Source organism: Pseudomonas sp. LB3P14 (assembly GCF_054898045.1).
In genome coordinates, this window is record NZ_CM142714.1 from 2,322,128 (window position 1) to 2,346,073 (window position 23,946).

Annotated in this window: 26 protein-coding genes and 1 pseudogene; 4 read left to right on the plus strand and 23 right to left on the minus strand. The window is 52.9% G+C overall.

All coding sequences use genetic code 11. From position 1 onward, the window contains the following. Positions 1 to 156: 156 nt before the first annotated feature. The 16 genes from ACYZT5_RS10640 to ACYZT5_RS10715 form a co-directional block, all read right to left on the minus strand. Entirely contained in the window at positions 157 to 1,152 is a 996-nt protein-coding gene (locus ACYZT5_RS10640) for an amidohydrolase family protein (protein WP_462051062.1), read from the minus strand. Continuing rightward, positions 1,149 to 1,706, minus strand: coding sequence for a 3-hydroxyanthranilate 3,4-dioxygenase (locus tag ACYZT5_RS10645; RefSeq protein ID WP_462051063.1), 558 nt, complete (start codon positions 1,704 to 1,706; stop codon positions 1,149 to 1,151). Before ACYZT5_RS10645 ends, ACYZT5_RS10640 begins: the two co-directional genes overlap by 4 nt. Beyond that, on the minus strand, positions 1,706 to 2,137 hold the full coding sequence (locus tag ACYZT5_RS10650) for a RidA family protein (protein WP_462051064.1): 432 nt from the start codon (positions 2,135 to 2,137) through the stop codon (positions 1,706 to 1,708). Before ACYZT5_RS10650 ends, ACYZT5_RS10645 begins: the two co-directional genes overlap by 1 nt. Beyond that, positions 2,134 to 2,913, minus strand: a complete 780-nt coding sequence (locus ACYZT5_RS10655) for a 2-keto-4-pentenoate hydratase (RefSeq protein ID WP_462051065.1) — start codon at positions 2,911 to 2,913, stop codon at positions 2,134 to 2,136. Before ACYZT5_RS10655 ends, ACYZT5_RS10650 begins: the two co-directional genes overlap by 4 nt. Beyond that, complete coding sequence (gene dmpG, locus ACYZT5_RS10660; protein ID WP_462051066.1) at positions 2,910 to 3,938, minus strand: 4-hydroxy-2-oxovalerate aldolase; 1,029 nt, start codon at positions 3,936 to 3,938, stop codon at positions 2,910 to 2,912. Before dmpG ends, ACYZT5_RS10655 begins: the two co-directional genes overlap by 4 nt. Beyond that, positions 3,931 to 4,830 (minus strand): acetaldehyde dehydrogenase (acetylating), encoded by a 900-nt coding sequence (locus ACYZT5_RS10665; protein WP_462052227.1) that lies wholly within the window; start codon positions 4,828 to 4,830, stop codon positions 3,931 to 3,933. The genes dmpG and ACYZT5_RS10665 overlap by 8 nt, the downstream gene beginning before the upstream one ends. Positions 4,831 to 4,899: 69 nt before the next feature. Beyond that, positions 4,900 to 5,691 carry a 2-keto-4-pentenoate hydratase gene (locus tag ACYZT5_RS10670; protein ID WP_462051067.1) on the minus strand — a complete coding sequence of 264 codons (792 nt, stop codon included), beginning with the start codon at positions 5,689 to 5,691 and terminating at the stop codon, positions 4,900 to 4,902. A 10-nt stretch (positions 5,692 to 5,701) separates the two neighbouring features. Then, positions 5,702 to 6,094 (minus strand): RidA family protein, encoded by a 393-nt coding sequence (locus ACYZT5_RS10675; protein WP_462051068.1) that lies wholly within the window; start codon positions 6,092 to 6,094, stop codon positions 5,702 to 5,704. 11 nt (positions 6,095 to 6,105) lie between these two features. Further along, a complete protein-coding gene (locus ACYZT5_RS10680) occupies positions 6,106 to 7,608 on the minus strand; it encodes a 2-hydroxymuconic semialdehyde dehydrogenase (RefSeq protein WP_462051069.1) in 1,503 nt (500 codons plus the stop codon). 173 nt (positions 7,609 to 7,781) lie between these two features. Beyond that, positions 7,782 to 8,492: an ABC transporter ATP-binding protein gene (locus tag ACYZT5_RS10685; protein WP_462051070.1), complete on the minus strand. Its 711-nt coding sequence runs from the start codon at positions 8,490 to 8,492 to the stop codon at positions 7,782 to 7,784. Continuing rightward, on the minus strand, positions 8,489 to 9,241 hold the full coding sequence (locus tag ACYZT5_RS10690) for an ABC transporter ATP-binding protein (protein ID WP_462051071.1): 753 nt from the start codon (positions 9,239 to 9,241) through the stop codon (positions 8,489 to 8,491). The genes ACYZT5_RS10685 and ACYZT5_RS10690 overlap by 4 nt, the downstream gene beginning before the upstream one ends. Further along, a complete protein-coding gene (locus ACYZT5_RS10695) occupies positions 9,238 to 10,062 on the minus strand; it encodes a branched-chain amino acid ABC transporter permease (protein WP_462051072.1) in 825 nt (274 codons plus the stop codon). The genes ACYZT5_RS10690 and ACYZT5_RS10695 overlap by 4 nt, the downstream gene beginning before the upstream one ends. Before the next feature lie 133 nt (positions 10,063 to 10,195). Next, the gene (locus ACYZT5_RS10700) at positions 10,196 to 11,113 is read right to left on the minus strand and encodes a branched-chain amino acid ABC transporter permease (RefSeq protein WP_462051073.1); all 918 of its coding nucleotides are present in this window, start codon (positions 11,111 to 11,113) and stop codon (positions 10,196 to 10,198) included. Next, the gene (locus tag ACYZT5_RS10705) at positions 11,110 to 11,715 is read right to left on the minus strand and encodes an NADPH-dependent FMN reductase (protein WP_462051074.1); all 606 of its coding nucleotides are present in this window, start codon (positions 11,713 to 11,715) and stop codon (positions 11,110 to 11,112) included. The genes ACYZT5_RS10700 and ACYZT5_RS10705 overlap by 4 nt, the downstream gene beginning before the upstream one ends. A 78-nt stretch (positions 11,716 to 11,793) precedes the next feature. Then, complete coding sequence (locus ACYZT5_RS10710; RefSeq protein WP_462051075.1) at positions 11,794 to 12,954, minus strand: ABC transporter substrate-binding protein; 1,161 nt, start codon at positions 12,952 to 12,954, stop codon at positions 11,794 to 11,796. A gap of 47 nt (positions 12,955 to 13,001) precedes the next feature. Next, the gene (locus tag ACYZT5_RS10715; RefSeq protein ID WP_462051076.1) at positions 13,002 to 13,547 is read right to left on the minus strand and encodes a 4-hydroxylaminobenzoate lyase; all 546 of its coding nucleotides are present in this window, start codon (positions 13,545 to 13,547) and stop codon (positions 13,002 to 13,004) included. A 416-nt stretch (positions 13,548 to 13,963) separates the two neighbouring features. Between ACYZT5_RS10715 and ACYZT5_RS10720 the strand changes: the two genes are divergently transcribed. The 3 genes and pseudogenes from ACYZT5_RS10720 (at position 13,964) to ACYZT5_RS10730 (ending at position 16,360) form a co-directional block, all read left to right on the plus strand. Then, positions 13,964 to 14,614 carry a flavin reductase family protein gene (locus ACYZT5_RS10720; RefSeq protein ID WP_462051077.1) on the plus strand — a complete coding sequence of 217 codons (651 nt, stop codon included), beginning with the start codon at positions 13,964 to 13,966 and terminating at the stop codon, positions 14,612 to 14,614. Positions 14,615 to 14,659: 45 nt separating this feature from the next. Beyond that, a pseudogene (locus tag ACYZT5_RS10725) lies at positions 14,660 to 14,860 on the plus strand (LysR substrate-binding domain-containing protein); the annotation flags it as partial. Positions 14,861 to 15,529: 669 nt separating this feature from the next. Then, positions 15,530 to 16,360 carry an alpha/beta fold hydrolase gene (locus ACYZT5_RS10730; protein WP_462051078.1) on the plus strand — a complete coding sequence of 277 codons (831 nt, stop codon included), beginning with the start codon at positions 15,530 to 15,532 and terminating at the stop codon, positions 16,358 to 16,360. Positions 16,361 to 16,865: 505 nt separating this feature from the next. Here the strand turns inward: ACYZT5_RS10730 and ACYZT5_RS10735 are convergent. Continuing rightward, positions 16,866 to 17,006: a hypothetical protein gene (locus tag ACYZT5_RS10735; protein WP_462052228.1), complete on the minus strand. Its 141-nt coding sequence runs from the start codon at positions 17,004 to 17,006 to the stop codon at positions 16,866 to 16,868. Positions 17,007 to 17,455: 449 nt separating this feature from the next. Next, positions 17,456 to 17,644 carry an AbrB/MazE/SpoVT family DNA-binding domain-containing protein gene (locus ACYZT5_RS10740; protein WP_462051079.1) on the minus strand — a complete coding sequence of 63 codons (189 nt, stop codon included), beginning with the start codon at positions 17,642 to 17,644 and terminating at the stop codon, positions 17,456 to 17,458. A 288-nt stretch (positions 17,645 to 17,932) separates the two neighbouring features. Between ACYZT5_RS10740 and ACYZT5_RS10745 the strand changes: the two genes are divergently transcribed. Further along, a complete protein-coding gene (locus tag ACYZT5_RS10745) occupies positions 17,933 to 18,151 on the plus strand; it encodes a hypothetical protein (RefSeq protein WP_462051080.1) in 219 nt (72 codons plus the stop codon). Positions 18,152 to 18,490: 339 nt separating this feature from the next. Here the strand turns inward: ACYZT5_RS10745 and ACYZT5_RS10750 are convergent, their stop codons facing one another. The 5 genes from ACYZT5_RS10750 to ACYZT5_RS10770 all read right to left on the minus strand — a co-directional run bounded on the left by ACYZT5_RS10750 (position 18,491) and on the right by ACYZT5_RS10770 (position 23,908). Then, positions 18,491 to 19,129, minus strand: a complete 639-nt coding sequence (locus tag ACYZT5_RS10750) for a hypothetical protein (RefSeq protein WP_462051081.1) — start codon at positions 19,127 to 19,129, stop codon at positions 18,491 to 18,493. 6 nt (positions 19,130 to 19,135) lie between these two features. Next, complete coding sequence (locus ACYZT5_RS10755) at positions 19,136 to 21,142, minus strand: ATP-binding domain-containing protein (protein ID WP_462051082.1); 2,007 nt, start codon at positions 21,140 to 21,142, stop codon at positions 19,136 to 19,138. A gap of 624 nt (positions 21,143 to 21,766) precedes the next feature. After that, positions 21,767 to 22,243 (minus strand): type II RES/Xre toxin-antitoxin system antitoxin, encoded by a 477-nt coding sequence (gene parS, locus ACYZT5_RS10760; RefSeq protein ID WP_462051083.1) that lies wholly within the window; start codon positions 22,241 to 22,243, stop codon positions 21,767 to 21,769. Positions 22,244 to 22,424: 181 nt separating this feature from the next. Then, a complete protein-coding gene (locus ACYZT5_RS10765) occupies positions 22,425 to 22,643 on the minus strand; it encodes a BPSL0761 family protein (protein ID WP_462051084.1) in 219 nt (72 codons plus the stop codon). 338 nt (positions 22,644 to 22,981) lie between these two features. Then, entirely contained in the window at positions 22,982 to 23,908 is a 927-nt protein-coding gene (locus tag ACYZT5_RS10770; protein WP_462051085.1) for a site-specific integrase, read from the minus strand. Positions 23,909 to 23,946: the final 38 nt, after the last annotated feature.

Sequence of the window (23,946 nt, forward strand, 5' to 3'; positions counted from 1 at the left end):
CATGCTACAAAAGGATGGTCAATATGATAAAAACTCGACAATAGTTTGGCGCCTCGGCAAACACTTGAGCCACACTGCCTGAAACCAAACAATATCTTTATTTTACACCAACCAACTTATTGCAGGCACGATGGAGCGGCAGGATGGTATAAGCAATTAGATATTTATATTAAAAAACTTACTCGCATTACCCCACATGATTTTGCTCTTGGCGTATTGTTCAAGATCGCTATTGAGAATCAAGTCTCCAATCTTCTGTTCGCCAAGCGGAAACGGGTAGTCAGATCCGAGCATCACCCGATCTTCACCCATCACACCCACCAACAACTCAAGTGCACCGGGATTGAAGACTGCACTGTCGACAAAGAAACGGTCGACATATTCAGAAGGTGGTCGAGGGCAATCCTCTCGTACAATGTCACGATGCCGCCAGGCGTTATCTACTCGCCCAAGCAAAAATGCAAAACTTCCGCCGCCATGCCCAAAACAGATCTTGAGTGACTTGGGGATTCGCTCAAATGCACCTGACAATATCAAGGACAGAATGGCAAGTTGCGTTTCTGCTGGCATCGCCACCAACCACGGCAACATCCATTTTTTCATTCTCTGCCCACCCATCATGTCCCATGGATGAACCAGAATTGGAATATCCTCATTGGCGCAATGCGTCAAGAAGGCCTCAAGTGTTGCATCGTCCAGGTCTTTGTCGCCTAAATGGTTTCCGATTTGTATGCCCACGTGTCCAGCCGCAACGGCACGGGACGCTTCTTTGCATGCCAGTTCAAGATCCTGCAAAGGTACTTGCGCCAATACCTTGATGCGCTGGGGGTTATGCGCTGCAAACTCCAGGGCGAAATCATTCATTCGCTCCGACCATTGCGCTGCCTTATTGGCTTCCCATGTATAGCCGAACATCACGGGAGTAGAGCAGGTCACTTGCACATCCACGCCTTGTGCGTCCATTTCCTCAATTCGGAAAGCCGGATCCCACAGGGCTTGATAGACAGGGCGAAAGTTATTTTTCCCCATCATGATCGAACCAGTGTTGCCCCTGTCGCTGACTTGTAACCAAGGCGCCTGATCTGCATCGAACTTTGCCGCTTCTTGCTCCGAGATACGGGGGAAGAAGTGGGAGTGCATATCGATTTTCATGCCTTATCTCCCCGTACGCCAGATTCTAACGCTGCCTTTCCAGGATGGACCTGACCACATTGAGGGCACTTTCGCAAATCGACGTTGCCATAAAAGACATCAAATAACGGAGGCAAATCGCTCACGATACTTTTGAGCTGAACCTCCACCCGATAAACCAGGCCATTGCAGTTCAGGCAATACCACTCAAAACCGTCAATCACGCCTTCAGGGCGCTGGCGCTCAATGACCAGGCAACGGCTTTCTGGCTCTGGACGTTGCGGTGAATGCCGTAAATGAGGAGGCAGTAAAAAGATGTCGCCCTCTTTCAACTCGATACGATCCAACTGACCTCGATCCATGATGTTCAAGTAAGCATTACCCTTGAACTGATAGAAAAACTCTTCCATCGGATCATCATGGAAATCGGTACGAAAGTTAGGCCCGCCGACAACTGTCACAATAAAATCGGAATCTTGCCAGACTTGTTGATTGCCAACGGGTGGTTTCAACAAGTCGGAATGGTCATCGAGCCAGCGCTGAAAATTCAATGGTTTGCCGAACGTCAACATCATCAATTCCCCTTCTGCGCCAACGGTTTGTAGGCAACTGCCTTGATTTCGATAAGCAGATATGGATGTGGCAACTGGTGCACCGCTACCGTCGTTCGGGTGGGGCCTTCGTAGCCAAAATACGTACCGTAGACTTCGTTATAACCCGCAAAATCATTCATGTTGACCAGGAAGGTCGAAATCTCGACCACGTCGTCCAGGGTCGCCCCAACGCTGCCGAGGATGTCCCGAATGTTTTCAATAACAGCGGTTGTTTGGGCCACGATATCGAGGCGCGTGGAGCCCATTTCATCCACCTCGACGCCTACCAGCGTATTGTCCGGACGACGGGAACTGGTGCCTGATACAAAAAGAAAGTCCCCTGCCCGCTTGATGTGGGGAAACTTTCCGCGCGGCAAGGCTTTGCCTTCCACCAATTTCGCTTCAGTACTCATGCTTGCGCTCCCGTGTAAAACTCAACCCGGCCCAAGGAACTAATTTCTGCGCTGACATGCGTGCCAGCGGTCAATGCTTGGGCAGCAGTGGCCGCACCCGCCATGATCAGCGAGCCGGCAGGGAGGACCATTTCGGCACGGGCAGCCAAGCGCGAAGCCTGGACGACACTTCGCAGTGGATCGCCCAGGATGGCGCCTGTGCTGCCGATCTGCATAGGCTTGCCGTTGAAACGCAGCGCCACCCCAAGGTTCGCCAAGTCAGTGATGTTGCCCGACAGGGCACCGACCACCAGTCCTGCGGAAGAGCAGTTATCGGCCACCACGTCTTCCAGGGTGAATTTGAAGTTGCGGTAGCGGGAGTCAATGATCTCGATCGCCGGGGCAACGCCTTCCAGATAGGCACTGGCTTCCAGTAACGTCAGCGGCCGGTCGATGTCGCGCTTGGTCAAAAAGCACACTTCTGGTTCAGCACGGGGATGAATGAAGTCAGCCAGGTCAACTACCGCGCCTTCCTCATACAACATCGCGTCAGTCAGCAATCCCCAAATGAGGCTATCGACCCCCATCTGGATCATCTTTGCCCGACTGGTGAACCCCAGTTTGATACCTACTGGTAGCTCGCCGCGCGCGTGCCGCAGGGCAATGGACGCCCGCTGAATCAAATAGGCGTCATCCAGGTTAAAACCGTGGACCGGGGTCAACGGATCGACTTCTTCCTGGTACCTTGCCGCGTTATCAAGCGCGGTTGAAATGGCGTGGATATCCAGCGTGCTCATACCTTGCCCCCTGTTTTATTCAGCAAATCCAGTGCGACGTCGACGATCATGTCTTCCTGTCCTCCCACCATTCGCCGATTGCCCAGCTCGACCAGAATGTCGACAGCCGACACGCCATAACGCGCCGAAGCAGCTTCCGCATGACGCAAGAAACTCGAATAAACGCCGGCATACCCCAGGGCGAGGGTTTCGCGATCCACCCGGACCGGGCGATCTTGCAGCGGGCGTACCAGGTCGTCGGCGGCGTTCATCAGCGTGAACAGGTCGGTACCGTGATTCCAGCCCAGCTTTTCGATGGCCGCGATGAACACTTCCAGCGGCGCGTTGCCGGCGCCGGCGCCCATACCTGCCAAGGAAGCATCGACACGATCACAACCGTTTTCCACGGCAACGATCGAGTTGGCGACCCCCAACGATAAGTTGTGGTGCGCATGCATACCGGTTTGAGTCGACGGTTCAAGGACTTCTTTAAACGCCTTGAAGCGTTCTGCGATGCCTTGCATCGTAAGCGCACCACCTGAGTCCACGACGTACACACATTGGGCACCGTAGCTTTCCATCAGCTTCGCCTGCTCGGCGAGCTTCTGTGGCGTCGCCATGTGCGACATCATCAGGAAGCCGACAGTGTCCATGCCCAACTTGCGAGCGTGCTCAATGTGCTGCCGAGAGATGTCGGCTTCCGTGCAATGAGTCGCGACTCTGACGGTGCGTACACCCGCCTTGAAAGCCGCGTCGAGGTCATGAAGGGTGCCAATACCTGGCAGCAGCAAAGTGGCGAGTTTGGCGTGTTCGAGTACCGACGCCGTGGCTTCAATCCACTCCAGATCGCTGTGGGCACCAAAACCGTAATTGAAGCTGGAACCGGCAAGCCCGTCGCCGTGCGCCACTTCGATACTGTCGACCTTGGCCACGTCGAGGGCCTTGGCGATCGCCATCACTTGATCCAGGGAGTACTGATGACGGATCGCGTGCATACCGTCGCGCAGAGTGACGTCCTGGATGAATATTTTCCTGGTGTTATTCATGGTTATCTCCCTGCCCTGCCCCAATCATTTTTGCGGCAATCTGGTCGGCGGCGGCGAGCGCGGCTGACGTCATGATGTCGAGATTGCCTGCATAGGCAGGCAAGTAATGCGCCGCGCCTTCGACTTCCAGAAACACTGACACCTTGATGCCCGACACCAGACCAACCCCGGGAATGTTGATCGGTTGATCCGTCGGGATCGTGTCGAACTGCACGTCCTGCTTCATCCGGTAACCCGGTACGTAGGCCGCCACTTCTTTCACCATCTGCTCGATCGACTGGCGGATCGCGTCGGTATCGGCATTGGCTTCGGCCAGGCACAGAACGGTGTCCCGCATCATCAACGGCGGCTCGGCCGGATTGAGCACAATGATCGCTTTGCCATGCTCTGCGCCGCCCACACTGACGATCGCCTGCGACGTGGTTTCTGTGAACTCGTCGATATTGGCGCGCGTACCGGGGCCGGCAGACTTGCTGGCAATCGAGGCAACGATTTCCGCATAACGAACCCGCGTAACGCGCGATACAGCGCGCACTACAGGAATCGTCGCCTGTCCACCGCACGTCACCATGTTGATGTTCGGGCTCGCCAAGTGATCCGCCAGATTGACCACGGGGATTACATACGGCCCAATGGCTGCCGGGGTCAGGTCGATGACCTTGACGCCGTGCCCCTGAAGAATTTCGTTGTGCCTGGCATGGGCGCCGGCCGAGGTCGCATCAAAAACGATATGAATCTGCTCGAAGCCTGGCAGGTTGACCAACCCGGTAATGCCTTCATGCGTGGTCGCAACGCCCATGCGGGCAGCACGGGCCAAACCATCGGACGCGGCATCGATACCCACCATTGCACCCATCGCCAGATGCTTGGAATTGCGCAGTACTTTGATCATCAGGTCGGTCCCGATGTTGCCGGAACCAATGATCGCGACGTTCAGTCGAGTGTTCTGATTCACGTCCAGTTACTCCTTCGCAGGGGCGAAGGAGGCGCGTACGCGACCCAGCCCTTGGATATTGGCTTCAAAAATGTCGCCAAAAGCGGCGGCAACCATTGGACCCAGGGCACCGGTCATGATGATGTCTCCCGGTTGCAGCGGCTGACCCAGACGGGCCATGGTGTCCGCCAACCACACAGCCGCCAGCAGTGGATTGCCCATGCAGGCAGCCCCCATACCAACGCTGACTTGATCGCCACGACGCTCCATCACCATGCCGCAGCCAACAACATCAAAAGCATCCAGTTTCACGGGGCGCGAACCCAGCACAAACAGGCCACTGGAAGCATTGTCAGCAATGGTGTCGGCAAGCTTGATGTCCCAGTTAGCCACGCGGCTGCCAACAATCTCGATCGCGGGAAGCGCAAAGGCTGTGGCCCGGATGATGTCGGCTATGGTGTGTTTTCCCTGATCCAGTGGTTGCTCAATAATCAGGGCGATTTCCGCCTCGACCTTCGCCTGCATCACGCGGCCGAGTGCGACGTCTTCTCCATCGGCCAGGCACATGTCGGCGAACAACATGCCGAAGTCAGGCTGATCCACGCCCAGCTGCTGCTGGACAACTTTTGAGGTGAGGCCGATTTTGCGACCGACCAGACGGCGGCCTTCCTCGATACGGCGCTCGGAGTTGAGTTGCTGCACCGCGTATGCCAGTTCAACATTGTCAATTCCGATCAAATCGCGGATAGGTTCACAGGGAATTCCATCCAGCTCCGCTTGCCACAACCGCGCTGCAGCGAGTTCGATATTACTGTTCATGGCTTCTCGATCACTGTGATGTTTTAACGAAAGAAAACTCGATTTCCACACTGGCCCCCAGGGGCAGAGCGCTTACGCCCACACTGGTTCTTGCCGGAGGAACCAGGCCTTGGGTAAAGAACGTCTCCCAGGCAGCGTTGATTTCGGCAAACGCATCAAAGCGAGTGGTGTAGATACGAGCGATGAGCAAGTCGTCCAGCGTCAATCCGTAATCGGGTAATGCACTGCGCAAGTTATCGAGAATGCGGCTGGCTTCTGCCCCCGGACCACCCTCGACCAGTTGGCCAGTGGCAGGGTCCAACGCGATCATTCCGGACACCTGGTACGTACTGCCAATCGACACACAGGGCGAATAGTGAAAGTGCGGAGCAGGAATGGCGCGCGATTTCATGGTTTGACGCATGTCTGAACCCCCTAGATTTTTATGCAGATGTTGGCAATGTCGGAGTAGAAATCCATCGAGAAACGACCGCCTTCACGGCCCAACCCAGACAGCTTCACTCCACCGAATGGCGTACGAAGATCACGCAAATACCAGGTATTGACCCAGACCAGACCCACGTGGATTTGCCGTGAAACACGGTGTGCACGGGAAAGATTGGTGGTCCAAATGGCGCAGGCGAGGCCGTAGTTACTGTCGTTGACGCGATTGATGACTTCGTCTTCGTCATCGAATGGCGAGATGTGACATACCGGGCCAAAGATCTCCTCGGTAACGCAGCGCGCCTTGTCCGACAGCCCCGTCCAAATCGTCGGCTGAACATAGGCGCCTTGATCACGCTCATCGTTGAACTGGGGAATGTCACCGCCCGTCACAACGGTTGCGCCCTCCTCGACCGCCAAGCGGTAGTAGGAAAGAACCTTGTCACGATGCCCATGGGAAATCAGTGGCCCCATGTTCACGCCTTCCTGATCGGGATAGCCCACGACCAACCGCTCAGCTTCAACCTTGAGCCCCAAGACAAACTCGTCAAAGATTGAGCGATGAACATACACACGCTCGGAACACAGGCAGACTTGCCCCGAGTTGGTAAACGAAGAACGCAATACACCGACGATGGCAGCATCCAGATCGGCATCGGCAAAGACCACCGCTGCGTTCTTGCCTCCCAACTCGAAAGACACTTCCTTCACACCATCGGCCACCGCTTTCATGATGGTCGAACCCGTCTTGGACTCACCGGTGAAGGTCAATGCACTGATACCGGGATGCTGGGTCAGAAACTCGCCGGCCGAATCTTTACCGAACCCGTGAATCAAATTAAATACCCCCGGCGGAACGCCGGCATCATGCATGACCTCAGCCAGCAAAGTTGCCGACGAGGGCGACTCTTCAGACGGCTTTGCAACGACGGTATTTCCGCAAGCTAGTGCAGGCGCAACTTTCCAGGTAAACAACAACAACGGAAGGTTCCAGGGGGAAATAACGCCAATCACCCCCAACGGTTTGCGAACTGTATAGTTCAGTGCACCCGCCCCGTCTGAAGTTGACATTTCAAACAGATCGGTATGACTGGTTTTCGCCAAGTCGGCAAAAGTTCGGAAGTTTGCAATGGCGCGAGGAATGTCCAGCGTCCGCGCCTGATGTACTGGACGACCGGTGTCAGCAACCTCCGCCGCGACAAACTCCTCGAAACGCGCTTGAATCCCGTCGGCGATTTTGTGAATCAACGCAGCACGATCCTGAACGCTCAGCTTGCCCCATGGGCCTTTGAGTGCATTCTGCGCAGCGACAACAGCCTCATTGACTTGTTTGGCATCGGCTTCAAACACATCAGAAATTAGCTTGCCATTAACCGGATTAATATTGGCAAAGCTTGATGCGGAAGTAACAAAGTTACCATCGATATAATTAAGAAGTTGACGTGGGACGCCGCCCGTATTGGTACGCCACACTTGGCCTGGTAAGGTGTTCATAGTTTCCTGCTCTGATGTGGTTGCAAGATGACTTTATTTTTATCGAAGCTGGCTAAAAGCAAAATTCAAAAGATTACGATCAGTTATTAGTGAAAGTAATATCAGATAAAATGGCGAAGCCAGCCCAGGAGCAACCCGCTGGCCAACCCCGCCAAAACAGAACTATTGAAGTGTTAAACGCCCAGATATCGCTGCCACAGGCTTCTATCCAGGCTCAGCTCTTTTGAGGAACCCTGCCAGGCAACCTGGCCTTTTTCGATGATGGTGTGGTGATCGGCCAGCGCAATAAGCTTCTCGACGTATTTGTCGATCACCAGAACGGTCTGCCCGCTTTTTTTCAACGCGTGAAGACAGGTCCAGATCTCATCCCGGATCAGAGGGGCCAGCCCTTCGGTAGCTTCGTCGAGAATCAGCAAATGAGGATTGGTCATTAGCGCACGACCAATGGCCAGCATTTGCTGTTCACCACCCGATAATTGCGACCCCATGTTCCGCTCGCGCTCTGCCAGTCGAGGGAAAAAGTTGTAGATTTTTTCCAGCGTCCACGGCTCTGACGTCTTGTTTCGATTGCATGCAAAGGCCACCAGGTTTTCTTTCACCGTGAGGTTGGGAAAGATGTGGCGTCCTTCCGGTACTACCGCGATCCCCTTTCGCCCAATGACATCCGCCGATTTACGCTCTATGAGTTCACCGCGAAACCGGATCGACCCCGAGTGGACGGGCGTCAAACCCAAAATGGAGCGGACACTGGTGGTTTTTCCCATGCCGTTACGCCCAAGCAGGGTGGACACTTCTCCCTCCCTGATCTGCAAACTCACGCCAAACAGAACCTGGCTTTCGCCATACGCCGTTTCTACGTCGGTTACTTCAAGGACCGCATTCATACCGCCTCCTCGCCCAGGTAAGCTCTTTTTACTTCAGGGTCTTCTCGCACATCGCACGGCACACCAGAGGCGATGACATTTCCGTAGACCAGCGCCGACATTCGGTCGGCAAGCCGGAAAACCGCGGCCATATCGTGTTCGATGAGCAGCACGGTCGATTTGCCCTTGAGCGCCATCAGCAGCTTCACCATTTTTTCCGAGTCTTCAGGCCCCATCCCGGCCATGGGTTCGTCGAGCAATAGCAGTTTGGGTCGAGTGCCCAGTGTGATACCCAGCTCCAACTGCCGTTGCTCTCCATGCGCCAGACTGCCGGCGATGGATTTGGCCTTGGATGCCAGGCCGACCTGCTCCAGGATCGAGTGAGCTTCGTCGAAGAGCCGGGTTTCGGAAACGGCCGACCGCCAAAACCGAAAGCTGCTGCCACTGCGCGCTTGAACGGCCAATGCCACGTTATCCAGCACTGTCAGTTTTTTAAAAATGCTGGTGATCTGATAGGACCGGGCCAGTCCAGCTTCCACACGCTTGTGCATGGACATGCCCATGATGTCGACCCCATCAAACACCATGATCCCTTCATCAGAGCTCAGCGCTCCAGAGATCTGATGGATCAGCGTGGTCTTGCCTGCGCCATTGGGACCAATGAGTGCGTGCACCTCACCTTTATGGACAGTCAGGTTGGCGCCGTTGGTGGCGACCAATCCGCCGAAGCGTTTGACGAGATTGCGGATTTCCAGGAGCGGCGGCTTCATGGCGCCACCTTCCTGTTGAACAGCCCGGCGACGCCGGTTTGGGCGAACAACACGACGATCAACAAAATGATGCCCAGTGGCAGTTGCCAGTGAATCGTGTAATTGGACAGCGTCTCTTCCAATATCAGCAGCAACGCCGCACCGAAGACACCCCCAAACAAATAACCTACCCCGCCCATGATCACCATCACCATCAGGGTTCCGGATTGCGTCCACAACATGAGGTTCGGACTGATAAAGCCATTCTGGTTGGCAACCAGTGCTCCGGCCAATCCTGCCAGCGCACCCGACAAGGTGAAGGCCACCAGCTTGTAGCGAAACACTGGATAGCCGATCGACTCCATGCGCGATTCATTTTCACGTATCGATTGCAGGACTCGCCCAAATCGTGCATTGACGGCACGTTGCATGGCGAACATCACCACGACGCTGATCAGCAACACGACGTAGTAAAAGTTGACATCGGACGATAGGTCAGGCCCCCACGCCAGCGTCGAACGACCTGGCAGCGACATTCCATCATCACCCCCGAAGGCGGTCAGCGACTGGAAGATGTAGTACAGCATCTGCGCAAACGACAGGGTAATCATGATGAAGTACACGCCGCGGGTACGTAAGGAAACCAGCCCGATAGTCAGTGCGCACGCCGCGCTGATGGCAACAGCCACTGGCCAGGTGATCCATGCGGAACTGGTTCCCATGTCCATCAAAATAGCGATGGTGTAAGCCCCGATCCCGAAGAATCCGGCGTGCCCGAAGGCCACTAGACCACCAAACCCCAACACCAGATTGAGGCTGGTCGCGGCCAGGGCAAAGATCATGATTCGCGTGGCAAATGTCATGTAGAACGCTTGATCGAAAACGCTGGCCAGCCAAGGCAAGAGAAGCAGCAAAAGCAGAACGACGGCTGCCACGCCTGGCCGTATGCTGTGGTGGAGAGTCGAGTTCATAGGATCACCCCCGAGCAGGAAACAGGCCTTGTGGCTTCCAGAACAGAACGGCAGCCATAAGGACGTAAATGATGATTGATGCCACCGCTGCGCCAATCGAGGAGGTCACTGCTGGCGATAGAAACTTGCCGAGCAACAGGGGTAGCAGCGATCGGCTCAAGGTATCGACGGCGCCGATTAGAAGCGCACCTACAAATGCTCCTCTGATGGAGCCGATGCCGCCGATGACGACCACCACGAAGGCCAGAATCAGGATGCTTTCACCCATCCCCACCTGTACCGCCAGCAATGGACCCAGCATCGCGCCTGCCAATGCGCACAGCGCAGCACCTACACCGAACACCACGGTGAACAACCATTTGATGTTGACCCCCATGGTGGTGGCCATCTCCCGGTTTGATGCTCCAGCACGAACCCACATGCCCAACCGGGTTTTCGCGACCAGGAAGTACATGGAAATCGCGACCACCAACCCCACCCCGATAATCATCAAACGCTGCGCGGAATAATGCAGGCCCGGGATCAACTCGATCGGACGCGAAAAAGCGGCCGGTGTGTTGAGCGCAATGGGCTGTACGCCCCAGATCATCCGTACCGCCTCGTTACAGATGAGGATCAGTGCGAAGGTCGCCAGCACCTGAGACAAGTGATCTCGCCTGTACAGCTTTCGGAACAGGCTGATCTCCAGCACCATGCCAATGATCGCCGTCCCCACCAGCGCAACGGGTACGCCGATGAAATAAGAGCCGCTGGCATCAGCGACGGTGGCGGTCAGGTAAGCACCAATCATGTACAGCGAGCCATGGGCCAGGTTGATCATGTCCATGATCCCGAACACCAGGGTCAATCCCGCTGCGAGCAAGAAAAGCATGAGCCCGAACTGCAATCCGTTCAGTGCCTCCTCAATCACTAAGGTACTCATGGCTCAACCCTGGAAGTGTCGATACTCGGCTGCAGTTTTGCAGTTAGACCGATGAGGTTCGAAGTAAACAGATGAACCAGTTTTCCAACGTTACGATCGACAAAGGCGCCGTTGGAATCGAATGCGTTCAGTGCGGATGGAATCGCAATGTCATCACTCAAAACCACAGCGCCCAGCTTCGCCATGATGCCGCGCAAATCGATAATGCCGCGCAAGCCGCCGAATGGGCTGAGTGAAGCAGCCATCAATCCAACCGCTTTACCGCGAAATGGCGCCAGACCTTCGCGTCCATTGGCGGGCCTTGAGCACCAATCCAGGGTATTTTTCAGCAACGCGGTTACCGAGCCGTTGTATTCAGGCGAGGCGATCAACAACCCGTCGTGCGCAAACAGCAATTCGCGCAGAATCTGAGCGTTCTGCGGCACACCCGATTCAACTTCCAGGTCACCGTCGTAAATGGGCAACGGGTAATCCCGCAAGTCGATATGGGTTACCTCGGCACCGTTTTCCAACGTGGCGGCGACAGCGAGACTCAATAACTTAACGTTTAATGAGGCTTTTCGGGTGCTACCGGAAAACGCCAATATCTTTATTGGTTTCATGAAATTATCTCCGCTCAGTTATAGCTGACGTATGGAAGAGTCAATAAATACGACGTTTAATACTTGCTTTGAACGTGATTACAACTTGCAGGCCCCCACATAGGCATCAGCGTGATTATCGAAAATGGTCGCAACGGTTTTATTGGTGACAGCTCCAGAGCTGTCCTTCTGGACTTCACGTAGGTAGAAGCTATCCATGGGGAACTGGTTGGTATTGAATTTGAAACTACCACGCAGTGACTTGAAGTCGGTCGTCATCAAGGCAGTATGCAATGCCTCTTTATCCGACAGGTTTCCCTTTACATCCTTAATGGCGCTATCAAGAAGACGTACTACGTCATAACCCTGAAAGGCATACATGGTTGGAGTGCGGCCATAGGTTTTCTTGAAGTCGGCGACGAAAGCTTCGTTTTGTGGGTTTTTCAGATCCCAGGCCCAGTGCGCAGCGTTTTTCAAACCAACCATCTGCTCGCCGACTGCGCTAACAACATCTTCGTCCGCGGCGTGCCCCGTCGAGAAGTAAGGAATCTCTTTATCCAGGCCAGCACCCACGTACTGCTTGATAAAGTTAATGCTCATGCCACTTGGCAAAAAGAAGAACACTGCGTCGGGTTTGGTCGAGCGAATCTGTGCAAGTTCCGAGGCGAAGTCTAGTTGTCCCAGCTTCACATAAACTTCTGAACTGATATCACCCTTGAAGAAACGCTTGAACCCTTCCAGGTTCTCTTTTCCCCCAGTGTAATTGGGAGCAAGAATAAAGACCTTCTTGTAGTTTTTTCTATTCAGGTAGCTGCCTACCGCTTCACTCTGTCCGTCGTTTTGCCAGGACAAACCAAAAAAGTATTTATTGCAACGCTCGCCGGCGAGTGCGGCCGGCCCGGCTGCGGCACTGATATAAAAGGTTTTTGATGCGAAGGCTGGAGGTCCAACAGCGAGCATGACGTTCGAATAAACAACCCCGGTCAAAAAGTCGACCTTGTCCCGCTTGATCATTTTGTCAGCCAATTGCTTGCCAACATCAGGACTGGCCTGGTCGTCGCCTTCTACCACTTCAACCGGCAACCCGCCGATCTTGTTCCCACTGTTTTTAAGCGCCAGATTGAAGCCGTCGCGAATTTCGAGACCAAAACCGGCGATTGGCCCGGACAACGTACTGATAAAACCGACTTTTACACTATCGGCTGCCTGAGCGGTCAAACTCAGCACAGCGAGCAACGCAACCACAGCGAGCTTATTCATTTTCTTTCCTTATTTTATGAGTATTGTCAGGAAGTTAAATAAATCTTTTAATCACTACACGGATCCATGTATTCAATCTCCCCACCAGGAAGGAAGAACAGCATGGTAACTTTTCCGCCATTTACCGTTGGAAAGTGCCGGGTACCGGGTTCAAAAACTTTCCAGCCCGCACCGCTTCCACAAAAAGTCGCACCATCGTCCACCGGGCCGATCATATTGATCTCACCTCGCGGATGAAGGTGGTAGTTGCCCAACACATTTTTCAGCATGCCGCTTTCAACGCTGTACCCATTTGGATTCTCTGTCGCCTTGGCCAACTGACCACGACAGTAATCGGGTCCGTCAATTTGCGAGTAGCAGGCCCATCCCTCCTCAATACCCATACGCAACAGCCTTAGAAGCTTTGAATAGACCTCGGAGGTCGCTCCAAACCGCAGGTTAAGCTCCACTTCCAGCTGCTTATCCAGCGGTTTGTCTTTAAGAAATGATAGTAACGAAGCGACGGCCTCCATCATTTCAGGCTTGCTCGGGCCGGAGGGCAGAACATCGCCTCTTTCCTGCGCACCGAATCGTGTCACCGGGGCATTAGACATACTGACTCCTTGCAAAGGTAGGGAAACAACCAGGCAATCGGTAAGCCTCAAGCTGGGGGCTGTACGCGACTGGCAAGGTAAAACTGCCTGGCAAAATCGAGTCTATGGTGTAAAAAAAAGGACGACAATTCAAGATGTCGTGATCGACCATTACCATTGGTAATACCTGAGCTGCTTTTTCTACGCAAATGCACTAAAAACCTCCTAAATATTCAAATAGGGTAATTAAGGGTGCCTTTTCCGCGCTTCGCCTTTCTTTTCTTCGATGGCGCAATCTCTTTGTATTACCAACAGCTATACCTGCTCACCAATTTCTCATTGGAGCCCACGACATCCACCGGATAAGATTCAATACAGTTGGTCTACCCATAAATAAAATTATCGCAACGCGCGAGAGAACGAACCGGGAGATACGCATGACGCACATCGCCATGTCAGGACTTACCAATATGCAAAAGTATTGGTTAATTACCGGAAGTGTAGGTCCACGCCCCATCGCGCTGGTAACAAGTTTGAACAGTGAAGGGTTGTGCAACGCCGCCCCTTATAGCGCCTTTAACTATATGGGCGAAGATCCACCACTCTTTGTCATTGCAGTGGATCATTATGGTGAAGAAAGTCATCGCCCAGGCGAGCAAAAAGACACCCTTAAAAACATCATTGAGCGTGAACAATTCGTAGTCAACATGGTTGACGAAAGCATCGCCGAGAGAATGGTTTTGTGTGGCAGTGACTTCCCCTCTCACATCTCGGAAGCGGAATCCGTTGGCTTTGATTTAACCCCCTCCACCACAATCGACGTGCCTCGCATTGCCGACGCACCCATCGCATGGGAATGCAAACTCTACAAAATCATCGAGTTCTCGAAGCAGCGCTCTATGGTATTCGGCGAAATCGTAGCGATGTATTTCAGGGAAGATTTAATTGATGAAGAAAAACTCAGGGTACGAGTAGATCTTTTTCAACCTTATGGACGATTGGGTGGCCCCAACTATTGCCGAACCACCGACCGGGTTCGCCTTACCGTGCCTACATTTTTACCCTCTGCGGGAAAACCGAGAGAATAAATCTCTCAGGTTTCTCCTAAACACTGATTGTTGGACTGTGAAAAATTGAGCCTAGTTGTGTCGGGTTGCGGCTTAGGTTTCCTGCCAGAAGATAGGGTGTCGAAGGAGCTTGCCGACGGAAGCCTTGTGCCGGTACTGGAGGATTGGTGCCAACCGTTTGCTGGTTACCATCTCTACTACGCTGACCGCCGTGAGCATACGTCAGCGTTTGGCGTAGTGGTTGACGTGCTGCGTTACAAGCGCTGAGTCGTCCATCAGTAAGGTCCTTTGGCGGCACCTTAATAGTGAAGTTCGACACAGCAGCCGCATGATCGAACGACTGCTTTGGGTTAGCGGCCTGTCGAGTATGCCTATGCTTTCGTCTGTCTTTCCTTATTGCACAGATAGGGCCAGCAATGGCACTCGACTCAATTTCTGCGTGCTTACAGAGAGCTTTTTTGGTGCCGATAGCTTGCTTATCAATCAAGTGGCTCGCGTCCAATCAATCCAGTCGCACTTGATGAATCTGAACGAGGCCGGGCGCGCGCAGGTGAGTTTCCGGGAAAAAATCTAGAACGTGCTCCAAACGGTCTACTCTTTCCCTCCGGTGGTGCAGTACAGGGGAAGCGGATAATTGTCGCCAATCTGGCTCTCCCCTTGACGCCAGCGGTTGGCGATGAATGGGGAGAAAACGCAACCTGGTGGAACCTCATGAGCTTCGAGATTCCGTCCCTCGATTTGCATCAGGATCAAAGAGACCGCCAATGAAAGATTCCATTCGAGAAATAGATCTCCAGCGTCGGGCCATATTGACGAGTTCAGCTGTAGTGGCCGCAGGGTTTGTTGATACCGGTTTCCAGCTTTTCCGAGTTGACGCAGGCCGCTAACAAGCAATCCACAACCTCACCCAAACCAGGTCACGAAGGACTAATCGCCATGAACTCGATTACTACCAAAGACGGCACCGAGATTTTCTACAAAGACTGGGGTCCGAAGGACGCAACGCCTATCGTGTTTCACCACGGCTGGCCATTGAGCGCCGACGACTGGGACAATCAAATGATGTTCTTCCTGCTCAAGGGTTATCGGGTCATCGCACACGACCGCCGAGGGCACGGGCGCTCGACCCAGACCTGGGTAGGTAACGAAATGGACACCTATACCGCCGACGTCATTGAACTGACCGATGCGCTAGATCTCAAGGATGCCATTCACGTGGGTCACTCCACCGGTGGTGGCGAGGTAGCGCGCTACACGGCTCGGGCCAAACCCGGACGAGTAGCCAAAGCCGTGCTGATCAGCGCCGTCCCGCCGATCATGGTCAAATCGGAGAAGAACCCCGGCGGTCTGCCTCTGGAGGTGTTCGATGGGTTCCGTGCTGCGCTGGTCGCAAGCCGTGCCCAGTTTTACGTCGACGTACCGGCGGGACCTTTCTATGGCTTCAATCGCCCCGGCGCCAAAGTCTCCCAAGGCGTCATCGACAACTGGTGGCGCCAAGGCATGATGGGCGGTGCCAAAGCGCATTACGACTGCATCAAGGCGTTTTCCGAGACCGACTTCACTGAAGATCTGAAAGCCATCCAGGTGCCCACACTGGTCATGCATGGAGAGGACGACCAGATCGTGCCGTTTGCCGACTCTGCTCCGCTGTCCGCCAAGCTGTTGAAGCATGCAACGCTCAAGACATATCCGGGCTTTCCGCACGGCATGCCTACCACCAATGCGGATCAAATCAATGCTGACTTGCTAGCCTTCATTCGCGGCTGAGTACAGAAGTCATAGCAATGGCATGGACGCCGTCGTTATATGCTTGGGAGACCAGCAGATTTTGGCCAGCATCAATTATCAGATGTGAAACCGTGGTGTTCGGATACCGTGACAGTCCGCATTGGGTTGTTATCTGCCGGTCATAGTTACAGCGTACCGGTAAAATAAGAGGGAAACCCTACTTTGATTTGGTGCAGCCTCTCCGACTCCATTAGCGACTCTCGATCGGAACTGAATCGCCAAAAGGCCGCGATGCCCTCCTCTCGGGACACCGCTTGCTCTTTTGCCGGACGTCGAGTCGCAGTTGAAGCGCCCATCAGCACGTCCTCCCAATGATTTCCCATCCAATGGAATATGAGCTATCTCCTGTCTAACCGGAACGGTCATTGAGCGCCAGTGCAATGCCGTAACGCACAAGGTCGATAAGCAGACGGCGCCCTTTCCCCTTTACCTATCTATGGCTCAAGATGAATGGCTTTGGCCCGATGATGAGTAGCTACTGCGGTCAATCGATACTCGCGCTCAGGAAGGGCTCGGTCAGTCGGTCGACTCTTCGCTCTTCGAGCTGCCCTGCCCGCAGTATCTCGTTTGCATTGGGATAATGCCGTAACAGCTGGCGGGCCTGACGGCGAATGGACGCTGACAGCGCGGGATCTTACGCCAGTTCGAGCAGAAGCTCTCGCGTCTGAATCAGCGCTCGTGTGCGCTCGTTCGACATCGTCATGGTGTCCTCCTCTCCAGAACCGTGCCCCGTCCAGCCGGCTGAGCTTGATGGCTGCCGACAAAGTATTTTTGCTCTGTAAATCAACTGAAGCCTACACCGAAAACCAGACTGCCCATGGACGCAATCGCCCGGCTCCGCACGGGCTTTTCGTGAATCACGCCCCTCACATCCTCGGCGTACCGTCGATTGAGCCTCTGCGTGCGAAAAACGTCCTGAGGTTTGAGAATCTTGCTTTCTCACACCTGTTGAATCGCTCACTTCAAGGGTGAATTGGCCATGTCACCGCCGGCAACCCGTGCTCAATCGCTACCGCTGAGATGTGCCGTTCGCTTATGCCCGTTTGAAGATTAGGTGAAGCGCTCGGGCTCCACTCAGGGTGTAGCTAAGTCGCTCGACTTCGGCGTCAGAACTATCGCATCGTCGATCACTTCAATCGTCAACACGTCACCGATGCTCAGTCCAAAACTGGCGAGTAGCTCAGTCGGCAATTCAATGATGACGTCGCCACTTCCATCCAAAGGATCTTGGCATTTCACTGTCCAGCGTTGGGCTTCGGTCATGATGTTACTCACACTTTTTGTCGTGGCGGGGACGGTTTATTATGCTCGCAATGTCTTCGCAAGTTGAAGCGTGATGCTGACTGCTGAGGACGTCTACTGGCCGTTCACTGCTGGTCATGTTTGCTAAGGCGGGCGGGTCAAATCCGGGGCAAGAGGCTCGTTAGCTCGAATGCAAATGGGCGGTCATGTCAGTGCAATTACCCAGGTGTCATCGGGTCTGGAAAAGTGGCTCCAGCCAACGGCGAGTTCAGCTAGTCTTCCTGCACCGGTTACTCAACGACGATACCCATGCCAGATAACTCTGAAAAGAATATAGCCGCAGCAGACGCTCTCACACTGCTCCTGCACAACCAGCACGCCATATGTGCGGCCATTGAAGAGGTGACCAAGTGGCTCTCCGAGAATGGAGTGGGGAGTGTGGCCACTAACGCAATTGCGGCCATGGAAACGCTGGACAAAAATGCTCAAGGCATCACAGACGCCATCATGCGGCTACGGCAGGTATAGGCATTATCTAACGCCCTGCTACCCATCCTTCACTAGCGAGTCCCGATGTAATGGGGGTAAAAATGGGATTCTTTGTGGGAGATTACATTTCACTCGCCCCCCCCATTTGCATGTCCACTGACCGGCTGTTTGCATTCGACTTGACCAACAGGCGCCGCAGTGAGGACCGACAGAGAACGGCCATTTCCTGCCAGTAGTGACAGGTACAAATCCGATATGCTCGGCCCCCACTCAGGGCATGCATCTGGATCCAAGGCTAGGCGCGCGGTCGAGTTACCGACCGCTTTGGGTGCGGCCCTTCATGTGGGGCACCATCGGCCAAAACGGAGATGCGAAGACTTACTTCCGCACTATTACTCGATTTAGATAATGACAATCAGTCTCCCGATTGAGGATATCAATGATCTCTTCAAGTTTGAGTTTTTTGTGCAAGCCAACCTTGAAACTGGCGCCGTTGGTATAAAAAAGATCAGCATGGTCTAATGGGTGTTTGTGGCCATCCTTCCTAACGGGATCATGATCAAAGCGCAAGTACCCATCCTCTGCGTCAAGCAGCCCGGCAAGCACAGGCCAAAACTCAGCTGACGCACCCCCTTGATCTTCAAAGTGCTCGGCTAGTGCCCACTCATTCACCAACCCCTTATTTTTGAGAAGTTTTGCTATCAGCAAAATCTCAGAAGATAGTTTACTGTCGACATCGATACCGGATGCAGTTTTGACGGTGAACATACCCCCCTCAGCTTCGATTCTAAATGGAAAAGCGATAGAAAAAGTTTTTGAACCGCTCAAATAAAAAAGCCTACTCATCCTAGAGTTATGAACATGAATTTCTGCCGCAGTAAAATCTTTTGATGGTGGAGAATAATTAATAATTACCTTAATAGCGTCCATCCAGATTGTGAGAATATCAAATCTGCTGCGGATGGCTTTAAAAGCTTCCGCTTGATATTGGTCAATCATGAAAACATTAATCGTCATTTAACATTATTCCGACGTAATCTTTCGAGCAAGCTTTTGGATTTCGGCTTTCGATGCGTCAGCGTCGAGTAACGACTTCATCGCAATGAGTAGACGATTATGCATAGACTCTGACACCCCAAATTCTATGAGAGTATCAAATACGAGATCATCAAAAGATTTCAGTCTGCCGTGCCACTTCACTGACGCTCTAATTTGCTCTTGCTCGCTCAACGGCGGTGGCATTACTCTTAGAACACCATCTTGCGCTATTTTTTCGAGCCCGTATTGGATCTTGTCGAGCGTTTGATTCATGACCCCGTTTGGAATTAAAAAATACGTCTTGAGGAAAGACCTAGTTATCGCCATATAAAGCGCATTTCTATGATTGAACGACTCCGAAAGATGAGATGTAACGCAAATTACAAATGGAAATTCCAATCCTTTAACATGGTTAGTATTACTAAGAAACAGCTCTCCATCCTTACTAGGGCTACCAGACTCGTAAGCCTTATTGACCGGCCAACCCATTTCTCTAGGTATAATCTGAGCCAGCATATCGGACATCTCATAAATTGACTTGCCTTTGTCAATCATGATAATTCCGACATCGTTCGCAGTGACGTTTGAGTATTGCCTCTTGATATCTTTAAGGCATTCAATTATTTGCAGACAGCTTTGCTGACGATACTCTCCATTTAAGCGGATCAATTCCACGCTTCTACTTTCTTGAGATATATCCTCAAATCTGCTGATGGGCTCACGTTTGAGTAGCAACTCGCCAGTAAGCGGATCAGTAGAACTCTGATAGCCGCAAGCATCTAAGTCATCGTGATCCAGCCAATTCAGCTTTCTATCTTCGAAGTAGCCCATCGCTAATGCTTGAGCAAACATCAGCGTAGTTGGCGCTGTTCTGTAGCATTTGCTAAGTGTGAATTCTGCTTTAGTGCCTGCGTCCTTCCTTTCATCAAAAATACTTTGAAAAATGTCCCCGGCAATGAACAGAGAGTTTTTTGTTGCGATCTCACATAATTCAAAAAAACTTTCGGGGAAATCTTGGCTTTCATCAACGAGCATGTAATCAAATACATACACACCATCTGAGCCGCCTTTTGCCTTCAAAGACTCTAACGAGAGTGTACATGCTCTATCAAAATCCATGGAGCGAGACCAAGGATGGCACGGAATATCGTACGCACTACAAATGGCAGCATATGCTCCAGAATAGGGCTGACCTGACGACCCCCATGCATGAGCACAGAGCAGCCTTTGATTCCATTCAATCTGCTGCTCAACCTTCATAAAGTTAAAGAATTTTGGAATTCTTGCTCTGAGGTTTGCCGCTAAAATTTTGTTGTGACACGTGATTGCAATTTTCGAAATATCATCGGCGACGTAGAGCTCTTTTAATTTATGAAGTAGTAACTCTGTTTTGCCGGTACCAGAAAGACCTTGTATCCTGACTTCTTTTTGTTTCAAGTCTTGGTAAACAAAGCGAGTCTGATCTCCATCAAAAAGCAAAATATTACGCCTAATTCGATCTAGGTCATTCTCTGGAACATCGATCCCGACGCGCTCAATATCGTTAATACTACCAGTAGCCAACGATACAAGTAGTTCTGATAGTCGCTGGTCTTCTGGATTATTTAGCTTCGATGATTCAAGATATTGGGCAATTGAAAATTTTTCAGCATTTGGCTGCTGGAAGGTTAAGGAGTCTTGCCATCTCTTAGGTCTACCTATTTTATCTTTATAGTTAAACTTTGTTGAGATATAACCCAAGTCCTCAACAAAATCATCTGCATAGTCCGACAAAGTGCCTGCGCTTTCGTTGTGACTAATGAATACAATTTTTCGCTTCGGAATTAATATAGCGAAGCAATTGTCAGAATCATAATTACCCTTAACCTCTATGAGCGGCTTATCAATAATGTAGCATTGAACGTAGTTTTGGGCACACCAATCGCCGAGCTGCTGTAAAAAACTTTCAATTTCCTGGCTTGATTCAACACTGCTAAATATATAACTGCTCATATTTTTCTCTGCTTCGAAAGGGGCTGGGGCGACCCACTATACTCACAACTACGCCCTAGATAGGTATGAACCGATGATGACCCAATCGATGAAGTACGGCAAGTATTCAACAGGGTTACAATGCAATTTATTGAGTAGCGATAAGCTTCGGCTGACCTGCGATGGGTGTTTAGGGGGCCCTATATCAATTTTCACTAGCACAGCATGAGGTACGGAGAAGTCGACCATGGCAATAAATTTTTAATATGAATTTTATGTCCAATGGCTTTCGTGGCAAGCTCGGATGTGGCTTGCACGCGAACTCTGGCGCCCCTTTTTTACTTTTAGCAAGGTTCTTAGCAATTGGGTAGATAAGCTTTGGCGTATTAAAGATGGTTGATCGTACAGATTACGTCCGCTTTTCGTCATTTTCTGCCTCATGCGATGGGCAGCGTGGGTCGACTTCTGCCGGTCACGACAGGCAGAAATTGACCAGCAACGAACTGCTATGGCGACGCCAGAATAATCAAGAATGTGAACACAGTAGCCGCTACGATTCGCATAACCAATCTCTGTCAGCCCCTCCCCTTGTCGAAAGCACAAACCCCGCCGATTGGGATAGAGAAGAAAGCAGCGTGGAGGCGATCAGGCTGCACCACCCCACTCAAGGGTCTGAAGAATTCGGCGAACTTGTTTAGCGCCTATCTCTGTTTCGCAGAGCATGATCGGCGCGATTCCACCGAGTGCTTTATTCGGCATCGACATCCATTGGACGGCGCGTACTGGGTTGTCAAAAACCCCTTCGGTCAAATGACTGACCGAAGCAACTCTGTCCAAACGCTCGGATGCAACAGGATCAAGGTTCTTTTGCTCTCGCCGCCGTCTTTCAAGCGTCGAAATGGATGCGTGGAGCAGCGTTTCCAGGTGGCGGTCTTGAAGGTCGAAAGCCAAGCGCAATGCCTGGATGAGGTCAGCAGGAAACCCTACTTTGATTTGCTGCAGCCTCTCCGAATCGGTCAGCGACTGTCGAGGGGAACTGAATCGCCAAAAGGCTGCAATGCCCTCCTCTCGGGACACCGCTTGCTTTTTCGCCGGACGTCGAGTCGCAGGTGAAGTGCCCATCAACACGTCCTCCCAATGATTTCCCATCCAATGGAACCAGGGCCCCCTCTCTAACCGGAACGGCCATTGAGCGCCCGTGCAATTCCACAACGCAAGGTGGATAAGGAGATGGCGCCATGACTCTTTACCTATCCATAGCTCAGGTTCAGCGGCATTGGGCGATGTTGAGTCGCCAATCCGGTTAATCAATACTGGAGCTCAGGAAGGGCTCGATCAGTCGGTCGATTCTTCGTTCTTCGAGCTGCCCAGCCCGCAGTATCTCATTTGAAGTTGGATAGTGCCGTAACAGCTGATGGGCCTGACGTCTAATAGACTCTGACAGCGCGGTATCTTGCGCAAGCTCGACCAGGAGGTCTCGCGTCTGAATCAGCGCTCGCGTGCGCTCACTCGGCATGGTCATGGTCTCCTCCTCTCACGAACCGTGTACGGTCTAACCGCACTGAGCTTGATAGCTGCCGATGAAGTTTTTTTGCACCATCAACCACCTCAAAGCCTACACCGAAAACTAGATTGCACATCGACGCAATCGCCCGAATCCACCCGGGCTTTTCGTGAATCACACCCCACTCTCCTCTCCGGCGTACCGCGAAGTGCGCCTCCGCGCTCCAAAAACGCCATGAGGTTTGAGAACCTTGTGTTCTCAAACCTGACTAATTGCTCCCTTCAAGGATGAATCGGTCACGCTGTACAGCTGTACCAACGTAGGCCGTAGCTCAGTACGAAATCATCGCCGTGCAGTCATTTTGACTCATTCGAGTGACGTCGCCAGTCGCCGAATGGTGTGTCCGCCTCCACGTAGCGCAGTGCACTGTGCACATCACGCCATCCGACATACTCCATCAAGGCTTTTGGGCTCCATTTATTGCGTGAAGCCCAAGTGGCAAAACCGCGGCGTAGCGAGTGGCCGCTGAAGCGCTCGCCGGCGACACCACCGCGGGTCAAGGCCCGGCGTAATACCCGCGCCACGCTGTAAGGGTGCATAGCCTCAGTGGAGAGATGGCCCCAGCGGTCGATGCCACAAAACACCGGCCCCCGCTGCAATTGACTGAGGGTCAACCACTCCTCGTACGCTTGTACCGGACACAGCCGTTTTAAGGCCGGCACACTGACGGTGCGGCCTTGATGCTCACGGTCGGATTTGCTGCTGGAGAGGAACAGGCTCAGCCCTTCGTCCGGCACGAGCTGATTGGTTTCAATGCGCAGACGACACAAATCGTCACTGCGAAAGGCGCGCCAAAAGCCCAGCAACAACAACGCCCGATCGCGACAAGCGCGCAAACGCACCGTCGGATTAGGCGACATCTCCTCCAGCAGTAGAGCCGTCACACACTGCTCCAGCTCGCTCAGTTGCAACGGTTCGGCCTGGCGCACTGGCCGTGGATGCAAGGCCTGGATGCCACGCAACACGTCGCGCACTTGCGGGGCTTTGGTCGGGTCGACAAACCCATGGTTTAGATGCCAACGCGCCAGGGCTGCCAAGTTACCGCGCAAGGTGCTGATTGATAGGGCGTCAGCGTGCTCGGCGAGGTAACGCACAATGCTGTCACTCGAGGCTGGGAGAAACCCACCCCAACCCACCTCATAATGCGCCACGGCCTGCTGGTAGCGGCGCGTGGTGCTTTCGCGGCGCGCTGCTTGCAGGTAACGCTCTGCGACCGTGGTCATACATCTGTCCTCCTCCCTAGCTCAGCCGCTCCTAGGCC